17 protein-coding genes and 1 pseudogene are annotated in these 19,191 nt (G+C 48.1%); 16 read left to right on the top strand and 2 right to left on the bottom strand.

Annotation, left to right across the window (positions count from 1 at the left end; all coding sequences use genetic code 11):
* Window positions 1-4 precede the first annotated feature (4 nt).
* The gene (locus ACKFKH_RS08500) at window positions 5-481 is read left to right on the top strand and encodes a chemotaxis protein CheW (RefSeq protein ID WP_446857830.1); all 477 of its coding nucleotides are present in this window, start codon (window positions 5-7) and stop codon (window positions 479-481) included.
* Between the two features lie 29 nt (window positions 482-510).
* On the top strand, window positions 511-2,385 hold the full coding sequence (locus ACKFKH_RS08495) for a hypothetical protein (RefSeq protein ID WP_446857829.1): 1,875 nt from the start codon (window positions 511-513) through the stop codon (window positions 2,383-2,385).
* Between the two features lie 465 nt (window positions 2,386-2,850).
* Here ACKFKH_RS08495 and ACKFKH_RS08490 read toward each other — a convergent pair whose 3' ends face one another.
* Entirely contained in the window at window positions 2,851-3,114 is a 264-nt protein-coding gene (locus ACKFKH_RS08490; RefSeq protein ID WP_446857828.1) for a hypothetical protein, read from the bottom strand.
* A 75-nt stretch (window positions 3,115-3,189) separates the two neighbouring features.
* Between ACKFKH_RS08490 and ACKFKH_RS08485 the strand changes: the two genes are divergently transcribed.
* From ACKFKH_RS08485 to ACKFKH_RS08475, 3 genes are all read left to right on the top strand, one after another.
* Complete coding sequence (locus ACKFKH_RS08485) at window positions 3,190-3,984, top strand: response regulator transcription factor (protein WP_446857827.1); 795 nt, start codon at window positions 3,190-3,192, stop codon at window positions 3,982-3,984.
* A 197-nt stretch (window positions 3,985-4,181) separates the two neighbouring features.
* Window positions 4,182-4,640, top strand: a complete 459-nt coding sequence (locus ACKFKH_RS08480) for a response regulator (RefSeq protein ID WP_446857826.1) — start codon at window positions 4,182-4,184, stop codon at window positions 4,638-4,640.
* Between the two features lie 111 nt (window positions 4,641-4,751).
* The gene (locus ACKFKH_RS08475) at window positions 4,752-5,906 is read left to right on the top strand and encodes a hypothetical protein (RefSeq protein ID WP_446857825.1); all 1,155 of its coding nucleotides are present in this window, start codon (window positions 4,752-4,754) and stop codon (window positions 5,904-5,906) included.
* On the opposite strand, the pseudogene ACKFKH_RS08470 reads toward ACKFKH_RS08475, so the two are convergent.
* Window positions 5,903-6,088: pseudogene (locus tag ACKFKH_RS08470) on the bottom strand (IS4 family transposase); the annotation flags it as partial. The gene ACKFKH_RS08475 and the pseudogene ACKFKH_RS08470 sit on opposite strands and share 4 nt — an antisense overlap.
* An 861-nt stretch (window positions 6,089-6,949) precedes the next feature.
* Here ACKFKH_RS08470 and ACKFKH_RS08465 point away from each other — a divergent pair.
* From ACKFKH_RS08465 to ACKFKH_RS08415, 11 genes are all read left to right on the top strand, one after another.
* Entirely contained in the window at window positions 6,950-7,393 is a 444-nt protein-coding gene (locus ACKFKH_RS08465; protein ID WP_446857824.1) for a peptidoglycan-binding domain-containing protein, read from the top strand.
* Between the two features lie 13 nt (window positions 7,394-7,406).
* Complete coding sequence (locus ACKFKH_RS08460) at window positions 7,407-8,315, top strand: dioxygenase family protein (protein WP_446857823.1); 909 nt, start codon at window positions 7,407-7,409, stop codon at window positions 8,313-8,315.
* Complete coding sequence (locus tag ACKFKH_RS08455; protein ID WP_446857822.1) at window positions 8,290-8,754, top strand: lipocalin-like domain-containing protein; 465 nt, start codon at window positions 8,290-8,292, stop codon at window positions 8,752-8,754. The genes ACKFKH_RS08460 and ACKFKH_RS08455 overlap by 26 nt, the downstream gene beginning before the upstream one ends.
* 115 nt (window positions 8,755-8,869) lie before the next feature.
* A complete protein-coding gene (locus ACKFKH_RS08450; RefSeq protein ID WP_446857821.1) occupies window positions 8,870-9,694 on the top strand; it encodes a hypothetical protein in 825 nt (274 codons plus the stop codon).
* Between the two features lie 407 nt (window positions 9,695-10,101).
* Window positions 10,102-10,533: a hypothetical protein gene (locus tag ACKFKH_RS08445; RefSeq protein WP_446857820.1), complete on the top strand. Its 432-nt coding sequence runs from the start codon at window positions 10,102-10,104 to the stop codon at window positions 10,531-10,533.
* 38 nt (window positions 10,534-10,571) lie between these two features.
* Complete coding sequence (locus ACKFKH_RS08440; RefSeq protein ID WP_446857819.1) at window positions 10,572-12,218, top strand: GAF domain-containing protein; 1,647 nt, start codon at window positions 10,572-10,574, stop codon at window positions 12,216-12,218.
* Between the two features lie 115 nt (window positions 12,219-12,333).
* Window positions 12,334-12,942 carry a c-type cytochrome gene (locus ACKFKH_RS08435; protein ID WP_446857818.1) on the top strand — a complete coding sequence of 203 codons (609 nt, stop codon included), beginning with the start codon at window positions 12,334-12,336 and terminating at the stop codon, window positions 12,940-12,942.
* A 69-nt stretch (window positions 12,943-13,011) separates the two neighbouring features.
* Entirely contained in the window at window positions 13,012-13,599 is a 588-nt protein-coding gene (locus ACKFKH_RS08430) for a c-type cytochrome (RefSeq protein WP_446857817.1), read from the top strand.
* Window positions 13,600-13,853: 254 nt separating this feature from the next.
* Complete coding sequence (locus ACKFKH_RS08425) at window positions 13,854-16,358, top strand: two-partner secretion domain-containing protein (RefSeq protein ID WP_446857816.1); 2,505 nt, start codon at window positions 13,854-13,856, stop codon at window positions 16,356-16,358.
* Between the two features lie 71 nt (window positions 16,359-16,429).
* Window positions 16,430-17,746: a hypothetical protein gene (locus ACKFKH_RS08420; RefSeq protein ID WP_446857815.1), complete on the top strand. Its 1,317-nt coding sequence runs from the start codon at window positions 16,430-16,432 to the stop codon at window positions 17,744-17,746.
* A gap of 90 nt (window positions 17,747-17,836) precedes the next feature.
* Window positions 17,837-19,078 carry a CHAT domain-containing protein gene (locus ACKFKH_RS08415; RefSeq protein WP_446857814.1) on the top strand — a complete coding sequence of 414 codons (1,242 nt, stop codon included), beginning with the start codon at window positions 17,837-17,839 and terminating at the stop codon, window positions 19,076-19,078.
* Window positions 19,079-19,191: the final 113 nt, after the last annotated feature.

Here is a 19,191-nt window from a genome sequence, read left to right as displayed (position 1 = left end):
AACGATGCAAGATGGATTAAAAGCAGAAAAGTTTATTGCGTTTACAGTTGCAGATTATTGCTTGGCGCTGCCGATCGCAGAAGTTCTTCAGGTGGTGAAGTATCCCTTCAGCACCAATCATGAACTCAGCAAAATGGGGCTAGTCCAGCTTGGTCAGCACACGATTCGGGTTTTAGATTTGCATCAGCAGTTAGGGCTAGAAAATTCGGGTCAGTTATCCCGACCTTTTTTATTGATTACGCAAAATTCTTCAAAAGAATTCAATGCAATTCCCGTGGGTGAGCCACCCAGTTTGGTCGAGTTCCCGCGAGAGAGGATGCAGCGGTTGCCGCTGTCTAACCAGCAGTCAGGGCTGCTAGCGATCGCCAGTCATGCTGCGGTCATCTCTCCTGAAGAAGCCACAACGACCATTTTTCTGCTAGACATCAACCGAATCCTGAACGCTTTCACTCCTTCTCTTTTGCCAGGGCAAAAAGATTGAAATCGCTGAAACAATTGGGAGTATTTGAGATGACAAACTACTGGGCGATCGCGATTGGCATTAATCAGTATCAGCATTTTCAACCGCTGCCAAACACTAATTCGGATGTCGTAGCGTTGCTAGATTTTTGGGTTAACGAGGCGAAATTTGCTTCAGATCACTGCGTGTTACTAGCAGATGTTTCTTCCACACCTGATGTCAAGGCAATCTATCCAAGTCAGAAAAATATTCGCAACCGGATCGCCCGATTCTGCCAACAAGTGCAATCTGACGACTTCCTGTGGTGCTTCTTCAGTGGCTATGGAATACAGTTTGAAGGAAAAGATTACCTCTTACCGATCGATGGCAATCTAGATCAAATTCCTTCAACTGGAATTCTTGTAGAGTCCTTATTTGCGGATCTTCAATCGGCAGCAACGGGCAATATTGTGCTAGTACTAGAAATGCACCGAAGCCAGGGCAACTGGACAAACGATCGTCTGGGTGTTCAAACAGTCGCGTTATCAAATAAATGCGGAATTACTACTATTTTGTCTTATTCACCCACTCGATTAATGTCAGTAGCAAATCGAGGGCTGAGTGTTGCATTGCTAGAAGGGATGTGCCGTCACAATTGCCTAACGCTGGGTCAACTAATTCAGTATCTCGGCAGTCGAATACCGGAACTAAGTATCAACAACATGCATCTGGGGCAAAATTCAGTAGAGATCGTGCCCAATATTCAACTGCATCAACACCTCTTGTCAGATACAAGCGGCACTAACCGACAAAGTAAACAACTTCCCCCTACAGAGCTTCCCGTTACACAACTTCCTTCTACAGAGCTTTCAGATCAGCTACCCCAAACAAATCTTTGGATGGACAAACTCTGGCAGGGTTCGGTGTTGGGAGGAATGATTGCGCTAATTGGTGCAACTCTCTTAAATCATTACGGAGGGAGAATCAGTTTTCTCTCCTTAAGGCTACCCCAATCTAGCTTTTTGCGTTCTAATCAGTACTCACCTTCTGAGAAAGCTAAGAAAGGATCATCTGATAAAACAGACGAGGCAGAAAAGTCACCTGATGCAGCTAAATCTGATGCCAATTCCGATACTAAGACGGATCAGACTAAGCAAGATGATCAGTCTAAAGCACAGCTACCTCCACAATCACAACCTTCGTCTGAAACGATCGCAGCCTTAGAACGTGCCCGTAAAGAATTGCAAGCGCGACAGTATGAGAAAGCGTTGAATACCCTCGATCAGATTCCTGAGAATCAGCGCAGTGATGAGTGTAACCAGTTGCGCCAGCAGGTCAGCCAGGGGTTACTTAATGAAGCAAGAGCATTGATTAATCAAGTCGGCGGCTCCGATCATGTGAATCAGGCATCCAACTTTAGTCACGCGATCGCTAAGGCCCGTATCGTTCGTCCCGGAGATCCTCTCTATGATCAAGCTCAGAAGGACATTGAACGCTGGAGTCAGGTAATTTTGGATTTGGCTCAAGGACGGGCTAATCAAGGTAATTACAACAAGGCAATCTCTGCGGCTCAACTCATTTCCTCGAACCAAAAAAGCCTCTACCCAGCCGCCCAAGAGTCCATTTCTCAGTGGCAAAAAGCCAAAGCCAATCAAGCCATCCTGGAGCAAGCAAAACTCTCCATCCAACGATTTCAAGCACCTTCGTATAGCCAGGCGATCGCCACCATTCGCAGCATTCAACCTGATCAACCTTTCTATAAGGAAGCTCAGACATTGACCAGGGAATGGAGCCAGTCTATCCTGAGTCTTGCCCGCGCTCACGCTGTTCAGGGCGAATTTGCGGAAGCCATTCAAACGGCGGGTTTTGTGCCACAAGATACTCCAGCCTATCAGGAGGCAAAGACCGCGATCGCTCAGTGGCGTAGCGATCGCAATAAGCAGTAGAGATTGAGTATTCAGTTCATGCTTGCTTAAGGTCTTGAGTTGTCCACCATACCGTTTTAGCAAGACTTTTCAGCTTATTAGAGATGACACTTGTTTATCCCCAGTTTGTCACCTTTGCCTGATTAACCTTGAGTAAGGCAACTACAGGCGAGAATACGAGCTTTGTGCATAGCTGTTTTTCAAGCTTGATCCTACTAGGCTTCGTTTCTCTGTGGCCTTCGGATCTCGAAAATATTGCATCTATCGGCATTGCTGAATTGCCATATGAAATGCCAGATTTGCCCTCACCCTAACCCTTTCCCAAAGAGCGAGTGAACAAAAACTCTGGCTCCCTTTTCCCTGGGAAGAAAGGTTGGCGAGGGCTGTGCCCCACTGCGTGAGGAGGGCAATTCATAGTTGCATTCAGCAATGCCCATCTATCTAATCTTTCGCCATTTTCAAACGTCTAGTAAGAATTTAGGAGAGTTATAAAATGAGTGTCATGGATGGGCAAGTCAATGCCTTTAAGTGGTTATTTCCGTTCTTGTTATCGATGCTTTTAATGTTGTCTGGGTGTAGCATCACTGAATTTACAAATCCCTTCTCTGACTCAGCAAAGACTGAAAGCCCAGTTCCCTCTTCAGAGCTAACGATCGAGGCTGCTCCTATCATAGACCCGATCTCCCCTGATTCCAAAGCACCTTCTACTAAGCCTGATTCGCCACTAGAGAAAGCTTCAAGAATAGCCACAGATAGTTCTCCACTGACTGAGCTATTGCTAGGCGAACAACTTGAGCAGTAAAGCAATCTTGCCGAGAGTGAACAATGTCTCAAATTCTGATTATCGACAATGATTTTACCTTCTCAGAACTACTTTCTGTAGAACTGGAAACAATTGGATACCAGGTAAGCTATGCCAGTGAAGGAATCAAGGGGCAAATTTTAGCTCAACAGCTTTTGCCAGATCTGATCATGCTGGATATCCAACTTCCCAAAGTAGATGGATTTACGGTTTGTCGGCGCTTGCGACAGGACGATCGCACCGCGAATATTCCAATTCTAGTCCTAACAGCTTTGTCGCAAACTCAAGACAAAGTTAAGGCATTTGATGCAGGGGCTGACGACTACCTGATTAAACCTTTTGCCTCAGAAGAGATGCTGGTCAGGGTTCAAGCGATTTTGCGGCGGGCAAAGAAGCGCCCCAAAGCAGCCAAATCGACTGAAATTCTCAGCTATGGCCCTCTGACGCTAGTTCCTTCTCAGATGGAAGCCATTTGGTTTGGACAAACGATTAAAATCACTCCGATCGAGCTTGGTATCATCCACTGTCTACTCCAACGTCCTAATCAGGCAGTCTCGTCTCATGAGATTCTCAAGCAAGTTTGGGGATATGGCCCGGATGATGACATCGAAACAATTCGGGTTCACGTTAGAAACATTCGAGCCAAACTAGAACCCGATCGCTTCAATCCGTTTTATCTTAGAACAATTCATGGGCGAGGATATCGCTTAGAGCTTCCAGACCGCTTTGGGCTACCCAAAAGAAACATTTTACCTGTCAATTTTTCATCCGTTAAGAAGCTTGAAACTGCAACGAAGTCTGTTGCTAACTTCTACTAAAGTGCGGTGGTTTGAGAACTGATGACACAGAGACTGCTGTACAAAACCACTACGATCGCGTCCCTGATTTGTCACGACTCCTCGCTTACCTTAATTAATAAGCATCTACATTGTTTAACAATGCTCCTCATGTCGGTCACTCCCTGCCAGCGATCGAGACACGTTTGAAATAACATTGCAATCTTAGAGGCCGCAAGATGAAGACACTCCAGCAACCACAAGTCACACAGTTTTTGCGGGGTTCTTTCCCCCAGATTCGTCTTCTAATTGCAGATGCTCATACTGTTGGCAGGCAATTACTCGTCGATGCCTTGACTCAGGAAGATCTCAAAGTTGTTGGTCAAGCTAGAAACAGTGAAGAAACGCTTGAATTAGCAATGCGGCTATTGCCCGATGTGGTTGTTATAGATAGTTGTATGCCTGACGGTGAAGGAATCCTCGCCGTTCGCGAAATTCATCGACTCTATTCCTGGATTGAGATTCTCGTATTAACCTGCTCTGAGGAAACAGAATTTATCTGGCGATCGCTAGAAGCTGGAGCCTCAGAATATCTTCCCAAAAGTACGCCTTATGAGGAAATTGTTTCAACAGTTCGAGGGCTTCACTACGGCGTTATCCACAAAAAATCTAAGTGGCAGTATCCCGAAAAAACTTAAGTTTCTCATCAACTCCATCGCCCTAAAGCAAATTTTCAGACCTCCCTCGTAGCGTTAGTTATACGAAGGCCCTGTTTCAAAAATCTGTACCCTCAGACAAGGTGCTTTGTCATGAATTCTATTCTGTCCGAAATTAAAAATCGTGTTCGTAGTCAGGTACTGATCCTGACCAAAGCTGAGAAATATATTCATGTAGGAAATCGCTGGGTCTCAGAAACCTCCGGAGAGGCGTTGGGTCACGGTCACAAGTCCGGGCAGGCACCTAAATCTCTCAAAGAAAAGTGCTTTCAAACTAGCATTGGAGTCGGACATTACCTACAACAGAGCAAACATTGGGTATTAAACACCTCCGAAAGGGCTTTGACGGAAGCTTACAGTGCTGCACAGATTCTCAAGCAAATCGAAAACGATCACTTTACCGGAGCTGAAGTTGCTGCGATCGCATACAGCGACAGTGTAGCAGCCTACTTTCATCTAGTATCCAAAAAATATCTGCTGATTATTCAAGTCAGGCTACTAGAATTTAGAGTGAGCCATGCGATCATCGATACTCCAAGTTCTAGCTATCCATCTAAGGGACTACAAACTAGCCCGACTTTAGACAAGCTGAAATTCATTGATGAAGTTCTCACTCACCATCAAACTCAACAAAATCAAACCCAACAAAATCAACAAGCCAATGTTGCTCGACCTGGAGATTTTGGCTTTGCAGACAAACAAACAGCCGATTGTTCTGAGCAAAAGCGCGACCCGTTAAGGAAGCGGATTAGGAATCCGTTTGAAGGTCAACTAGATGATTTGACCGACCATCAAACTAGCCATCAAATCGGCAGTCACTGGAAAGCGATCGAGCTTCTCCAACTTCCTTTTATAAGAGGGGGCCGCCTTGATACTCCAACTAGAGCTACACCCCTGCCTCAAGCATTCCCATTGCAGCCTTGCTCCGGCGGAAATCTCGTGGCTAATGCAGGGATGGCTTCTATGCTAGTTGCCGGAGGGTTTGCAGCCGGAGGTGTATCTACTTGGGCAGCCCTATCAGTGCAAAACTCCTTGGCACCTGAATATAAACAGTCATCCTCAGAAGAACCGCACCCTAACCGAACGATGACTCTTGCTCCAAGTGCGATCGCCGCACCTGAAAGAATGCCTCTAGAGTCAAGTCGCTTAGGAGAAAAGCCAACGCAGCAAGTCAAGAAGCAGGTGACTCCTCAAGTGAGTGCTCAACTCCATAGCGCAAAGCAAGTTCATCGTAAATCAATACCCTAAGTACAGGACAAAAATTGTAGTACTTGCAGAAACTCACTCATTTTTTGCTCTAAGTTGAACACGGTATTGCGGAGACAATCTAAGCCATAGCGGAAGATACTTTTGGCTTTGCGTCTATGCTTTTTAAGGGTGAGTGGTTTGACGTGGTGCAACTACTCGCCAACTAGAATTGCCCAACACAAGGGGCTAACACACAAAAACAAACAAGTCAGCGAGGCAGAAAAGCAGCGGTAAAGACTTCCGAGAACCCCGCCGCGAAACCCTCCGGCAGAAGGAAGTCAGCTACAAAAGCAGAACCTCTCCCGACCAAACCTTCACGACAGGCAAAATGATTGAAGTGCTGTTCGGGTCATTGGATGACGCAGTGCTACCCAGAACGCGCCAGAGTGTAGCGTTGATGTTTTCTCATGGACTGCGGCGACGGGGCTATATCAAAGTGCAGGAAGACTCGGCTTACTATTGGCACAAGTCATGGAGTTGTCGTGTGAGAGACGATCGCTCAATCCACTCCCTGTTCTCTCTGACTTTGCGAATCCTAGAGGTAAGTCTAAACGTCTCGAATCACTGAACTCAGCGTTGTCAGTGATAGAGAGTGTGAGCAAGCCAGATCGAAAGGGGAAAATCACAGCCGGAGAGCAGAGAGACGCATGAGGGCATCACTGCTGGGCAACTGACCCAATTCCCCTGCTTGACTGACAAAACTAGGAAGCTGGAATGCAAGAGAGGACAGTGAACTCACGCTTCAAGGAGTCGTTGCGTGTCGCTTGAAGGCAAAAGCAGGAGTCAGGTAAGCCCGATAGAAAGCGATAAACAGAGATCTCCCATTGTTGGGTGATAGCCAGTCGAATCCAGTTCCAACCGAGTTTGAGGTAACTTAGCTTTGTACCAACTGACAGAGCATTGATGATTACCTATGAAGTCCTGAACAATCGAGCCGTGAGCTTAAGTTAGTGCTTTGCAGGCTTAACTTGTCTGGTCTATTGTCAACAAATATTCCAAACTAAGAGAGTCAGTTGCATCAACACCCCAGGAGCTTTTTCATCATGGCTATTAACTACACCAACGCTGAAATTCGTAGTATTCTCAATGGTCTGGGATTTAGAAGCCGCGTTTTTAGTGACGATCGTACCAACCCCAGCTTTCCCTACACCGAGGACAACAGTCCCCTGACCGACCCTACGACTCAACATGCCATCCGCAAGTTTCAGACAGAATACAAGCTGGGAGTAGATGGAACTGCGGGTTCAGAGACAAAGGCAAAGCTAGAACAGGTGATGCGAATCCTGCACAGTGAGTTGAGGGCCCTGGTTGATCCCAGGTTTCCCATGGATCAGCCCTTTTACGGACTGCAAACGATCGCGGCGATGCGAACCTATCAACGTCAACTCGCTGAGGATGGCATTGCAACGCTACCCGTGCGCGAAAAGCTGTATGAAAGCTCTGGCGGGACGGCAGCAGTCGAGCTAGCTGAAAGTTTGGCAGTCTAAACAGGAGTTTAAGATGAACATTACACTCGATACCATCACGCAAGCTGTGATTGAGCATGGCGATCGCGGTCAATCTCATCCGCGCCTGTATGAAATTTATACCAGTCTGGTTCAACATCTACATGATTTTGCGCGGGAGGTAAATCTCACTGAACCAGAATTGCAGCAGGGACGCAATTTTACTAATCAGGCAAGTCACCATACGCAAGAGATTCCAACGGGAGAAATCTATATGTTGACGGATCTACTAGGGCTTTCAGAGTTAGTAGAGTTATTGCATGATGCCCATCGTGGCACAGAAAGCAATCTAGAAGGCCCGTTGTATGTACCAAATGCACCAGAACGACGGATGGGCGATCGCTTAGGCATTGATCCAGAAGGTAGCATACTTCTTCTGTCAGGTCGGGTGTTGGACTTGAACGGTGAGCCGATCGCGAATGCGCTACTTGATGTTTGGCAGCCCAATTCTAAAGGACTGTATGACATTCAGGATCTATCTCAACCCCAGGGAAACTTTCGGGGGCGTTTCACCACAGATGCTAGTGGCAAGTATGGGTTTGAAACTGTAGTGCCGATGGGTTACAACGTGCCAGCTAGTGGCCCCTCTGGAGAATTGCTGCGATCGCTAGGACGGCATACCTGGCGGGCGGCTCACATCCATTTCAAAGTTAGTGCCCTGAATTATACGTCGTTGACCACACAGGCTTTTATTGCGGGTGATCCCCATCTTGATTCTGATACTACTTTTGCGGTGCGATCGGCAATTGTTCAACTTCAAAAGCACGAAGCACTGGACGAAAAGGCCCATCCAAGTAGTCCGTTCTACATGACCGAGTTTGACTTTGTGTTGAAACCCGCTACTCTGGCGGAAAGCCACAAAGCAACAGCCGAACATTATGCCTACGCAATTGATGCCCAATAATCCACTAGTTGGAACGTGGAAGTTAGTTTCTGCCACTGCTATTCATTCTGATGGAACTAAAATTCCAGCCGTGTATGGATTGAATCCAACTGGCTACATTACCTACACATCGGATGGTCGCATGATGGTGATGTTTTCCAGAAGCGATCGCTTACCCTTGAGCCGAGAGATACGATCGCCCTTGAGCCGAGAGATTCAATCTATACCCGTTGAGGAACTTGCTCAAGCCTTTACAACATTCAATGCTTATGCGGGAACTTACACACTGAACGGCAACACAGTCATTCACCAGGTTGAAATTGCATCGATTCCCAATCGAGTTGGGACGACGTTGATTCGCACCTTCATCTTGACTGAGAATCAAGTAGCGCTGAGAACGCCACCCATCATGAGTGATAGCATTGAGCAGTGCTTCGAGTTGGTCTGGGAGCGCGTTTAAACAACAGAAGTGCGATCGTGATTCATTGCTAAAGTGAGATTGTGCCGTTCTTGATTGTGCTAGAAACACCCTTGATCGCAACTAGTCAAACATTTCTATCTCAGGAGAACACCTTATGAAAGCGATCGCATCAAAAATAGTAGTGATCATCACATTAACCGCTGGTGTAATTGGTATGTCAGCCGCACTTAAAACATTGCTAATTGATACGGAAGCCAGAGCATCCTCTCCAGATGCAGCCAAACAACATCAGCAAGAAGTGATGAATCGATGTCTGCAAGTGAGCCGATTGCGAAACCCTCAACCTGTTGGCAGTATTGTCACCTTTGGGGATGATGTCGGCTACGATGCGCTGATGGTGCGAGGCAACTATCCTCAACCCCACATGAACAATCAAATGGGGCAATCCCTCTGCTTGTTCAACCGTCGAACCCGGCAAGCCTATAGCAGTGACGCTGGTCAGCCTAATCGCTATACAAGCCGTCGCTCTGGATTCCAGTTTGACTATCCTGCTGGCTTTGTGGTGGAGTCTAAATCATCTTCAGGGAAAGGAGACGATCGTTCCCTTGAATGGGTTGATCTATGGACTCAGCGTGATTATGACGGAATCAAATCGATCGTCACGCCTACCGAATTGCCGCCCAATGTTAGTGTCGCCTTGCAGGAAAATCCACAACGGTTGCCATTATTAGATTGGGTGTGGCGAAGCAATCAATTTGCGTCGCCTGCTCGCTTTACGCCCTTAAAAGTAGCAGGACAGACTGCGATCGCGTTCCAGTCAACTGGACTCTACGACTATGAGAATGTGGTGCTGGCAATGCCCACTAGTTCAGATGTCATGGTGATCAGATTGGCCAAAGACGGTTTGCCTGAGCGCAATGCTACCTATCGCCCTGTCTTTCAGCAAGTCGTCTCTAGCCTTCAGTTTTCAGCCAGATGAGTCTTACGGCTCACTCATGCACCAGTCTCAACAAGTGCCCGACCACCCGCCCTGAAATCAATTTCGGGCTAATAGCTAAAGTCCGCTGAAGATTACTGGGCAAGCGTTTTAACCTATTTCAATGGGTTTAGGCTATGAGCCAGGAACTTCAGTTCTCGGCGGTGGTTGCGAGAGGTGCAAGATTTAAGCTCAACCTCTTTTGTCTTCTTGTGTCTAACCAGCAGCTAAATCCACTGTAGAAGCCATCCAACAACCCGAAAGCTGGATTACAAAATGGTCAACCTGATTTCGTCCAACCTTGTTCCATTTTTCGGTTTGGCCGCGATTTCTGTTCTCCCAAATTACTTAGGGCAATGATGGGAAGTTTTGTTCCAATTTCAGCCCTGCTATTTTGTTTCGCACTTGCAATGACTCAGGCAAAGTTGACTTGTCATCACTGCGATCGTACCAGCTATGTTTGGATTGGGATGAGTCTATTAGGATTGATTACAGCAATTCTCAGTGCGATCGCCGTAGGGCTTCTATCGATTACTCTGTTTCGATTGGATGTGCTGCAAAATGGACAACATGGCGCGATCGCTTCTATGGGAATGGTGGTAATTTTTACTGTGGTTATGACGCTATCGCAGTGGATTATTCTGCGGCAAAGCGTTATGGCACCAGTCCTGCAAGCCTCTCTCAACGTAGTTCTCGGAACGGCGATATGGCTATTGTTTGTATCGAGAATCTTAGAGTATGAGGACACAGTGCTGGGATTGCCTTTATTCGCTGTCCTTTCAATTGGTTTGGGCGCGGCGCTAGGAGGCGTAATCCACAAAGTTTTGAACCTTATAGATTAGGACGGCTGACAACTGGACTCAAGGACTTAGAAACTACCATGACTGTCAATGCTACTGCTACCCTTCTGTCTGGTCATGCTCCGATTCCTGCCAAAATCAGGCAGATCGTTTTCGTAATTCTACTAGTTACCTGCGCTACAGGCATTGCCAATGTCTTCGGTCGATTTGATCAACTGTGCCATCTGGCAGCGACCTACTATCACCCATACCTAGCCCAAGCGGGATTATCGGATAGCTTCTATGTTTGGTATTTTCTATCGTCAGAGACCCTACTAGCGCTAACGTTTGCTATTACTGGCAGCATTATTGCTCTCCACCCATCGACCACCTGGGTCACACTCTTTGCAGCGATCGCGCTGATGCTATTTGGAGTCACGGTGCCACCTCCGATGCACGCTCTAGTTACGTTGCAGGGTTCTATCCATCCAATCTTGTGCTTTGTCCATGCGATCGGCTTTGCGCTATTTGTGATTTTTCTCTACATCTTTCCTGATGGTCGATTTGTCCCTCGCTGGACGGGCCTTCTTGCGATCGTGCTGATTGCTTGGTCAGTCATGTGGCCCTTTTATCCACCACTCAATCCCTATCGATGGACTCATGCACTTCCTTTTCTAGTACTCAACTTCTGGTTTGCCACTGGCATTGGGATTCAAATTTACCGCTACACACACATCTCTAGCCCAGTACAACAACAGCAAACTAAATGGGTAGTGTTTGGCTTAACTGCGGCAGTTTTGGGAGATTTTGTGACTCATATTGCCTGGTACATCTTTCCCTCGTTGGAGAAGGGGCCAGACTGGATGCTACAAATAGGCCATCAACCATTTTTTATTGCTTCACAGCTACTTGCCCCCTTAGCGATCGCGGTCTCGATCCTTCGCTATGGGCTGTGGGAAATTGACTTTATTATCAATCGCGCCGTTGTTTATGGGCTGTTAACCACTGTTCTAGCGGCGGTTTGGACTGCGATCGCAAAGCTACTAGAGTTGGCATTCGCAGAAGTGATTGGTGAGAGTGCGATTCCACTCGTGGCGGGTTTGGCGGTACTGGGAGTTGGTTTAATTTTTGGGCCAGTTCGCCAAAGGCTGGAAACCTGGGTAAATCGTCATTTCTACCCGCATAAACTAGATCTAAGCCGCGATTTTGTTGAGTTTTTGCCAGAAGCTCGTGCCACGATCGACCTTTCGGATCTATTGCAGATTCTCATTCATCGCACGCTCGAAATTCTGCATATTTTGCATGGTGCGATCTTTATCAAAGATGCCAATGATCAGCTTCAACTGGCAGAAGTTCAGCACCTATCACCTGAAGCTGTGCAGTCGATTGAATGGAGCGATCGTTCACTCGATCAGATGCACAAAGGGGAAGTGAGCAGACAGCCTGAGAGTAGTGCTTTTTCGCTACTTGTACCATTGATGCTGCAACGAGGTGAGCAATCGGAGCTAATTGGAGTGCTGGCGCTAGGGCCTCGGCAAGATGGACGACAATATTCAATGGATGAGTTGTGGACATTTAAAAAGTTGGCAAATCGGGCTGGTACAGCTATCTACATTGCCCAACTCAACAGGTCAAACACCTTAAAACTTAAGCAGCAAATGATAGCACTAGAAAATCGGGTAAAATTATTAGAATCTCGATTCAATCAGTCAATAAAACCACCTTCTGAGTACAATCCAAAGCCCTAGAGTAGTACATCAATTCCTAATTTTGGGTCGTGCAAGTTTTAACCCAGCGAAGAAGATCAAACATATCTGAGGCAAGTTACGGGTATCAAAACAGCTTCTATTCCAGAGGTACTCAATGAAAAGCAGATCTAGAATCTTATCCGGTTTTCTCTTCTTGTTAGTTCTGGTTGGTGCAGTGTTGCTGGGTGTGACGGGTGCCTACAGCAGCGAAGACTTTTCACACAATCTTGGTAACCCGCGTTTGATTCAACGAGGCCGATATCTAGTAGTAGCAGCAGGTAATTGTGCTGGATGTCATAGTCGCAACAGATCACCTGACGATCCGACGTGGCTTGCGGGCTACTTACCAGGAACCCCAGGATTGCCCTTTCAAGTGGGGCAGTTTCAAATCTATCCATCCAACATTACTCCCGATGATGAGACGGGCATTGGTAGTTGGACTCCTCAGCAAGTTTTTAACTCTCTAAGTCACGGGAAAGATAATGAAGGCAATACGATTTGCCCACCCATGCCCTGGGTCTACTTTCGGAATCAGCGCGATCGTGACAATTGGGCGATCGTCGCTTATTTGAAGAATGGTATTAAGCCTGTTAAAAATCAAGTTCCTGCAAACACGGCTCCTGATGGAACTCGTCCAGACTGTTCACCGCTATTTCAAGAGGCCCAGTCGCTACCTGCTTATCCTGGCACGAATGAAATTAAAGTTCGGAGCGATCGACGTTAGTAAAACGCCCTTTCTGTCGGTCTTCTAGAGTCACTGTGTTTGTAACTTTTTCTATTCCAGAGGTGCTCAATGAAAAGCAAACATCGCATCCTGTCCGGAGTTCTCTCTTTGGTAGTGCTAGTCAGTGTGATATGTTTGGGCATGACTAGTGCTTATGGTCGAGACAATCTTTCTAATCTGGCAAACCCAAGCCTAGTTCGGCGGGGTCGCTATCTGGTGACTGGTGTGACTCATTGCGCTGACTGCCACAGTGCGGGTAAAACTCCCAACGATCCGTCGTGGCTGAGTGGATACCGATTGGGCAGTCCAGAGGGCGCATTTCCGATCGCCCCCAACACCACGGTTTATGCTTCCAATCTCACCCCTGACCAGGAAACGGGAATTGGTAGTTGGACTCCTCAGCAAGTCTTTGCGTCGCTGCGTCACGGGCAGGATAATGAAGGCAAAACACTTTGCCCACCGATGCCCTGGGACTATCTTCGCAGCTTGACCGATCGGGATACCTGGGCTATTGTGGCTTATCTGAAGAATGGCATCAAACCCGTTAATAATCCAGTACCCGAAAATATTGGGCCAGGTGGAATGCCCCCAGACTTCGCCCCGTTGTATGAGGGATTAAAGCCGTTGCCTGCGTATCCTGGTGCAAATGAGAGGTAATGAGAGATGACTCAGCATTGTTGTCAGAGACAATCCGGTTTGAGGCGCTATGGGTTTCGGTTAGGGTTATGGCTTGCGATCGAGGGGATTGTCTTTGGCTGGCTGAGTGTTGGCAGTATGGGGCTAGCGCAAGTGGTTGGTGATGATACATTGCCTAATGGGGAGCGATCTGTGGTGACAGATATCTCTTCGAGATCGCAAGTCTCCGGCAATCCAAATTTTCAAATTAATGGGGGGCAGTTCGGGGCAATACATTGTTGCATAGCTTCGATCGCTTCTCTGTACCGACGGGTGGTAGTGCGAATTTTAACAATGCAGCAAATATTACTTATATCCTGAGTCGAGTTACGGGATCAAGTCTTTCTAACATTGATGGATTGATTCGGGCGAATGGTGCTGCCAATGTATTTTTAATGAATCCTAATGGCATTGTTTTCGGTACAAATGCCCAGCTAAATATTGGTGGATCGTTCGTCGGAACTACAGCGAATGCGATCGGCTTGGCAAATGGCGATCGCTTCTTTGCAAATCCTGATCAACCCTTGCCCAACCAATTATTGAATGTTAACCCGAATGCATTTTTGTTTAACCAACTGGCGACGCAGGCGATCGTCAACCGCTCCACGGCGAACAACATTGGGTTGAGAGTGCCAGCAGAGCGAAGTCTCTTGCTGGTCGGCGGTGATGTGCGGTTTGAGAGTGGTCGAATTGTGTCTCCCGGCAGCCGCGTGGAGTTAGCAGGTGTTTCTGGACAGGGAACGATCGCCCTTACGGGAACCGGAAATGATCTGGGGTTGAGTGTCCCAGATGGGGTAGTGCGATCGGATGTTTCCCTAAGTAATAGCGCTCGTGTGGATGTTCAATCTAGAAGTGGTGGCAGTATTACAGTCCATACCCGCAACTTGACCTTGGCGAATGACAGCCGACTCTTTACAGGAATTAGTCAAGGCAGTGGTTCGGTTGGTGCTCAGACGGGAGACATTATTGTGAATGCAACAGACACAGTGAATCTGACCAATAACAGCCGCATTATCAATCAGGTGGGATCGAACGCGATCGGGAATGTAGGGGGTATTACGATTACCACCGGAGTATTTTCCTTAAGCAGTAACTCTTCTCTGAATGCATCTACCTTTGGACGAGGAAATGCTGGCAACATTCTTGTCAATGCAACAGACACAGTTAATCTGACAAATGATAGCCGCATTGTTAATCAGGTGACAGCGAACGCGATCGGGAATGTAGGGAGTATTACGATTACCACCGGAGTATTTTCCTTAAGCAGTAACTCCTCTCTGAGTGCATCTACCTTTGGACGAGGAAATGCTGGCAACATTCTTATCAATGTCCGTGAAACTATTTCTCTAAATGGCGGCGATATCTTCAATGATGTAAGCCGAGAGGCGATCGGGCAAGGTGGAGAAGTTCGCATCAGCACCGGTTCCCTTTCTCTGACCAATGGCGCTCAATTAAGTGCCAGTACTTTAGGACAGGGCGATGCAGGGAGTGTGATGATTGATGCCCGTGATACTATTTTCCTATATAATGGTCGTATCTTCAGTAGCGTGCAGCAACCATTGGCGATCGGGCAGGGTGGAGAGATTCACATTAGTACCGGTTCCCTTTTCCTGACCAATGGCGCTGCACTGGCTGCCAGTACATTAGGACGGGGCAATGCGGGCAATATAATTATTGATGCTCGTGACACCGTTGCTGTGGATGGTAGGAGTGCCCATGGGCTGCCTCCTAGTAGCGTTTTCAGTCGTGTGAGCCAAGGGGCGATCGGGCAGGGTGGGGAGATTCGCATCAGCACTGGTTCCTTATCCCTGACCAACGGCGCTCAACTGATTGCCAGCACCCTTGGACAGGGCAATTCAGGCAATGTGATAATCGATGCTCGTGATGCCATTACTGTGGATGGTACGAGTGCTGATGGACAGTTGCCCAGCGCTGTTTTCAGTAATGTGAGCCGAAGAGCGATCGGGCAGGGTGGAACCATTCGCATCAACACCGGGGAGTTGCTTGTTCAGAATGGCGCTCGAATCACAGTGAACAGCCAAGGAACAGGAATTGCAGGCGACCTGGAAGCTACCGCCCAAACGATTCGCATCCTCAATCGAAGTCGATTGACCGCAGAAACCAGAAATACCGCAGGCGGCAATATTCGACTCAATGTGAGTGAATTGCTCTTACTCCGCAACAATAGTTTGATTTCTACTACCGCAGGTACAGCGCAAGCAGGCGGCGATGGCGGTAATATTCGGATTAATGCACCGTTTATTGTTTCAGCATTGACAGAAGATAATGATATTCGAGCCAATGCGTTTCTGGGGCGCGGTGGCAACATCAATATTTCTACCCAAGGCATTTTTGGCATCCAATTTGCCCCACAGTCTACGCCCAGAAGTGACATCACCGCTAGTTCGCAATTTGGCGTAAATGGGATTGTCGAGATCACTACATTGGACACTGATCCCAGTCGAGGGACAATAGAATTGCCCAGCGGCTTAGTAGACTCCTCGCGATCGATTGTGCAGGGCTGTCCTGCCGATCGGGGCAATTCCTTCGTCGTCACCGGGCAGGGTGGGTTGCCTCCAACACCAGATCAATCCACCGAAGATGAGGCTGGCTGGCGCGATCGACGAGGCTTTGCAGAACAAACAGTAGGACAACAAAGCAGTGCCTTGCCCCATCTCGTACTTCCCACAATCCTATTGTTGAAGCAACTGGTTGGGTCAAACTTGCCGATGGCTCCGTGACTCTGATCGCTGCTGTGCCTGATAGCCTCCGCCGACCTCATAGCCCCGCCCACTGCAATGGTTCATAGCCCATGTCTCACCCTATCTACTTCGTGAAGTCCGGTTTACTGCGCCAGTTGTCTAAACAACGATGGCTCCGAATCGTGGGCTGGTTTATTGCAGCATGGCTAACCATCCTCCTCGGATTCTCTGCACCCTCAACATCAACGACTGTGCCCGATCCGCTCCAACCTGGAGAACGCCTCTATCAGGCAGAACAATTTACAGATGCGATCGCCCTTTGGCAGCCCGTAGCCGCTAACTTTGCCCGTCAAAGCGATCCTCTCAATCAGGCACGAACACTGAATGCCATCGCAACAGCCTTTGAGCAACTGGGTGACTGGAAAGCAGCAAATCAGGCAATCTCAGAAAGTTTAAGCCTGTTAGCGAAACTATCCACATCAGATCATAGATCCCGTCCCAACCCTGTGTTTCTAATCGCACAAGCGCTGAATATTCAAGGCAACCTGCAACTACGCCAGGGGAAAGCGATCGAAGCATTGTCAAGCTGGGAACGTGCCGAAGCGACCTATGGGCAAATAGGCGATGCTGTAGGTCAAATTGGTAGCCAAATCAATCAGACTCGCGCCCTACAAGCTCTAGGATTCTATCGTCGTGCGGCTACGCTATTAGAACAAATTGCCCAGAAACTGCAAAGCCAACCTGACAATGCTCTCAAAGTAGCAGGATTGCAAAACTTGGGCAATGTTTTGCAGCGAGTGGGAGATCGCACCCGTGCCCGACAGGTCTTGCAGCAAAGTTTGGCGATCGCAGAACGTCTGCGTAACACCGGGCAAATCTCCCCAACAGAAGCCAACACCAGCATCAGCAGCATTCTTCTGAGTTTGGGAAATCTGGCACGATCGACCTTACCCTCCACAGCACAGCCAGAGCCAGCCACCCAACTCTCTGAAGCATTGACTTTATATCGTCAAGCGGCAGACATTTCCTCCTCACCGACTCTAAAGCTGAAAGCTCAAGCCGAGCAACTGAGTTTATTTGTTGAGTCGGCACAATCGACTCCCGCACTAAATTTGTGGGCGCAAATTCAACCCCAACTCACCAAACTGCCCGCTAGTCGCACCGCAATATATACCCGCATTCACCTGGCGCAGACGCTAACTCAATGGAACAATGCAACTGTAAAATCCGACACAGCGCAACTGTTGGCAACGGCAATTTTGCAGGCTCGTGATCTGAGCGATCGTCGTGCCGAATCCTATGCTCTGGGAACCCTTGGCCATTTGTATGAACAATCCCAACAATGGGAACATGCCCGATCGCTCACTCAGCAAGCATTGACTCAAGCAACTTACACCCCTGATATTGCCTACCAGTGGCAGTGGTAACTAGGGCGAATTTATTGTCAGGGCACTCAGTCCTGTGCGGCTACGGGCAACCTGCAATCAGCGATCACTGCTTATGGCGAAGCCGTCAATTTGTTGCGATCGCTCCGCACCGATCTAGTAGCAATTAATCCAGATGTCCAGTTTTCGTTTCAGCAGCAAGTAGAACCTGTGTATCGGCAGTTTGTCGAACTATTGTTGCAAGCGACTCCTAGCGCACCCAGTCAGCAAAACCTCAAACAGGCGCGAGACGTGATTGAATCGCTGCAATTGGCAGAGCTTGACAACTTCTTTCGATCGGCGTGTCTGACTGTTCGCCCCGTCCAGATTGACCAGATTAATCCCCAATCGGCGGTCATCTATCCAATTATTCTGCCCAACCGTTTAGCCGTGATTTTGGCACTGCCCAACCAACCCTTGCGCTATGCCGAAACGACATTACCTGCCCTGGAAACCGATCGCATTCTAGACCAGATGCGGCAATCCCTGATTCCCACTTCATTTGTAGAAGAACGCTTACCCATTGCCCAACAGGTGTATAACTTGCTGTTACGCCCGATCGCCACCCCGATCGCTGCTAGTGGTGTAACCACACTGGTTTTTGTGCCCGATGGCGGATTGCGAAATCTACCAATGGCAGCCCTTCACGATGGTCAACACTATTTAATCGAGCAGTACAGCATTGCCCTGGCCCCTGGTTTACAACTTTTGCCCCCACAACCCCTAGAACGCCAACAAATGACAGGCCTAATCGGAGGCTTGAGCGAAGCCCGTCAAGGGTTTGCTGCGTTGCCCAATGTAAACTATGAAGTCGATCGCATTCAAGCCGCTCTCTCAACTCAGGTATTGCTCAATCAGCAATTTACGAACACAAGTTTTCAGAATCAAATTGATGCCAATCCGTTTTCGATCGTGCATCTCGCCACCCACGGACAATTTAGTTCTAATGCCGAACAAACATTTCTCCTGACCTGGGATGGTCGCATTAATGCCACCCAACTCGATCAACTGTTGCGATCGCGCAATAGTCAACTCAGCCCCATTGAATTGCTAGTATTGAGTGCCTGCCAGACCGCAGAGGGTGATCGTCGTGCAGCATTGGGGATGGCTGGGATAGCAGTACGATCGGGCGCACGTAGCACTCTGGCAACCTTGTGGGCAGTCAGCGATCGTTCCACTGCGGCGCTAATGGTCGAATTTTATCAACAATTGAACAAACCCAACGTCACCAAAGCCGAAGCCTTACGACAGGCGCAGATTTCCCTTCTACAAAAACGGCGATCGGCGCATCCCTATTATTGGGCCCCGTTTATTCTGTTAGGAAATTGGTTGTAATATTCAATTATGGAAGTCATGGAAAATCCCCTGTAGGGGTAGCGCCCTCTTACCCTGAAGCTTTGGGCAACCAGAGGAGGATTGCCCCTACATCCAATCATTCAACAATACAT

Source organism: Phormidesmis sp. 146-20, from assembly GCF_052939475.1.
This window is presented reverse-complemented; position numbering and strand designations above follow the sequence as displayed.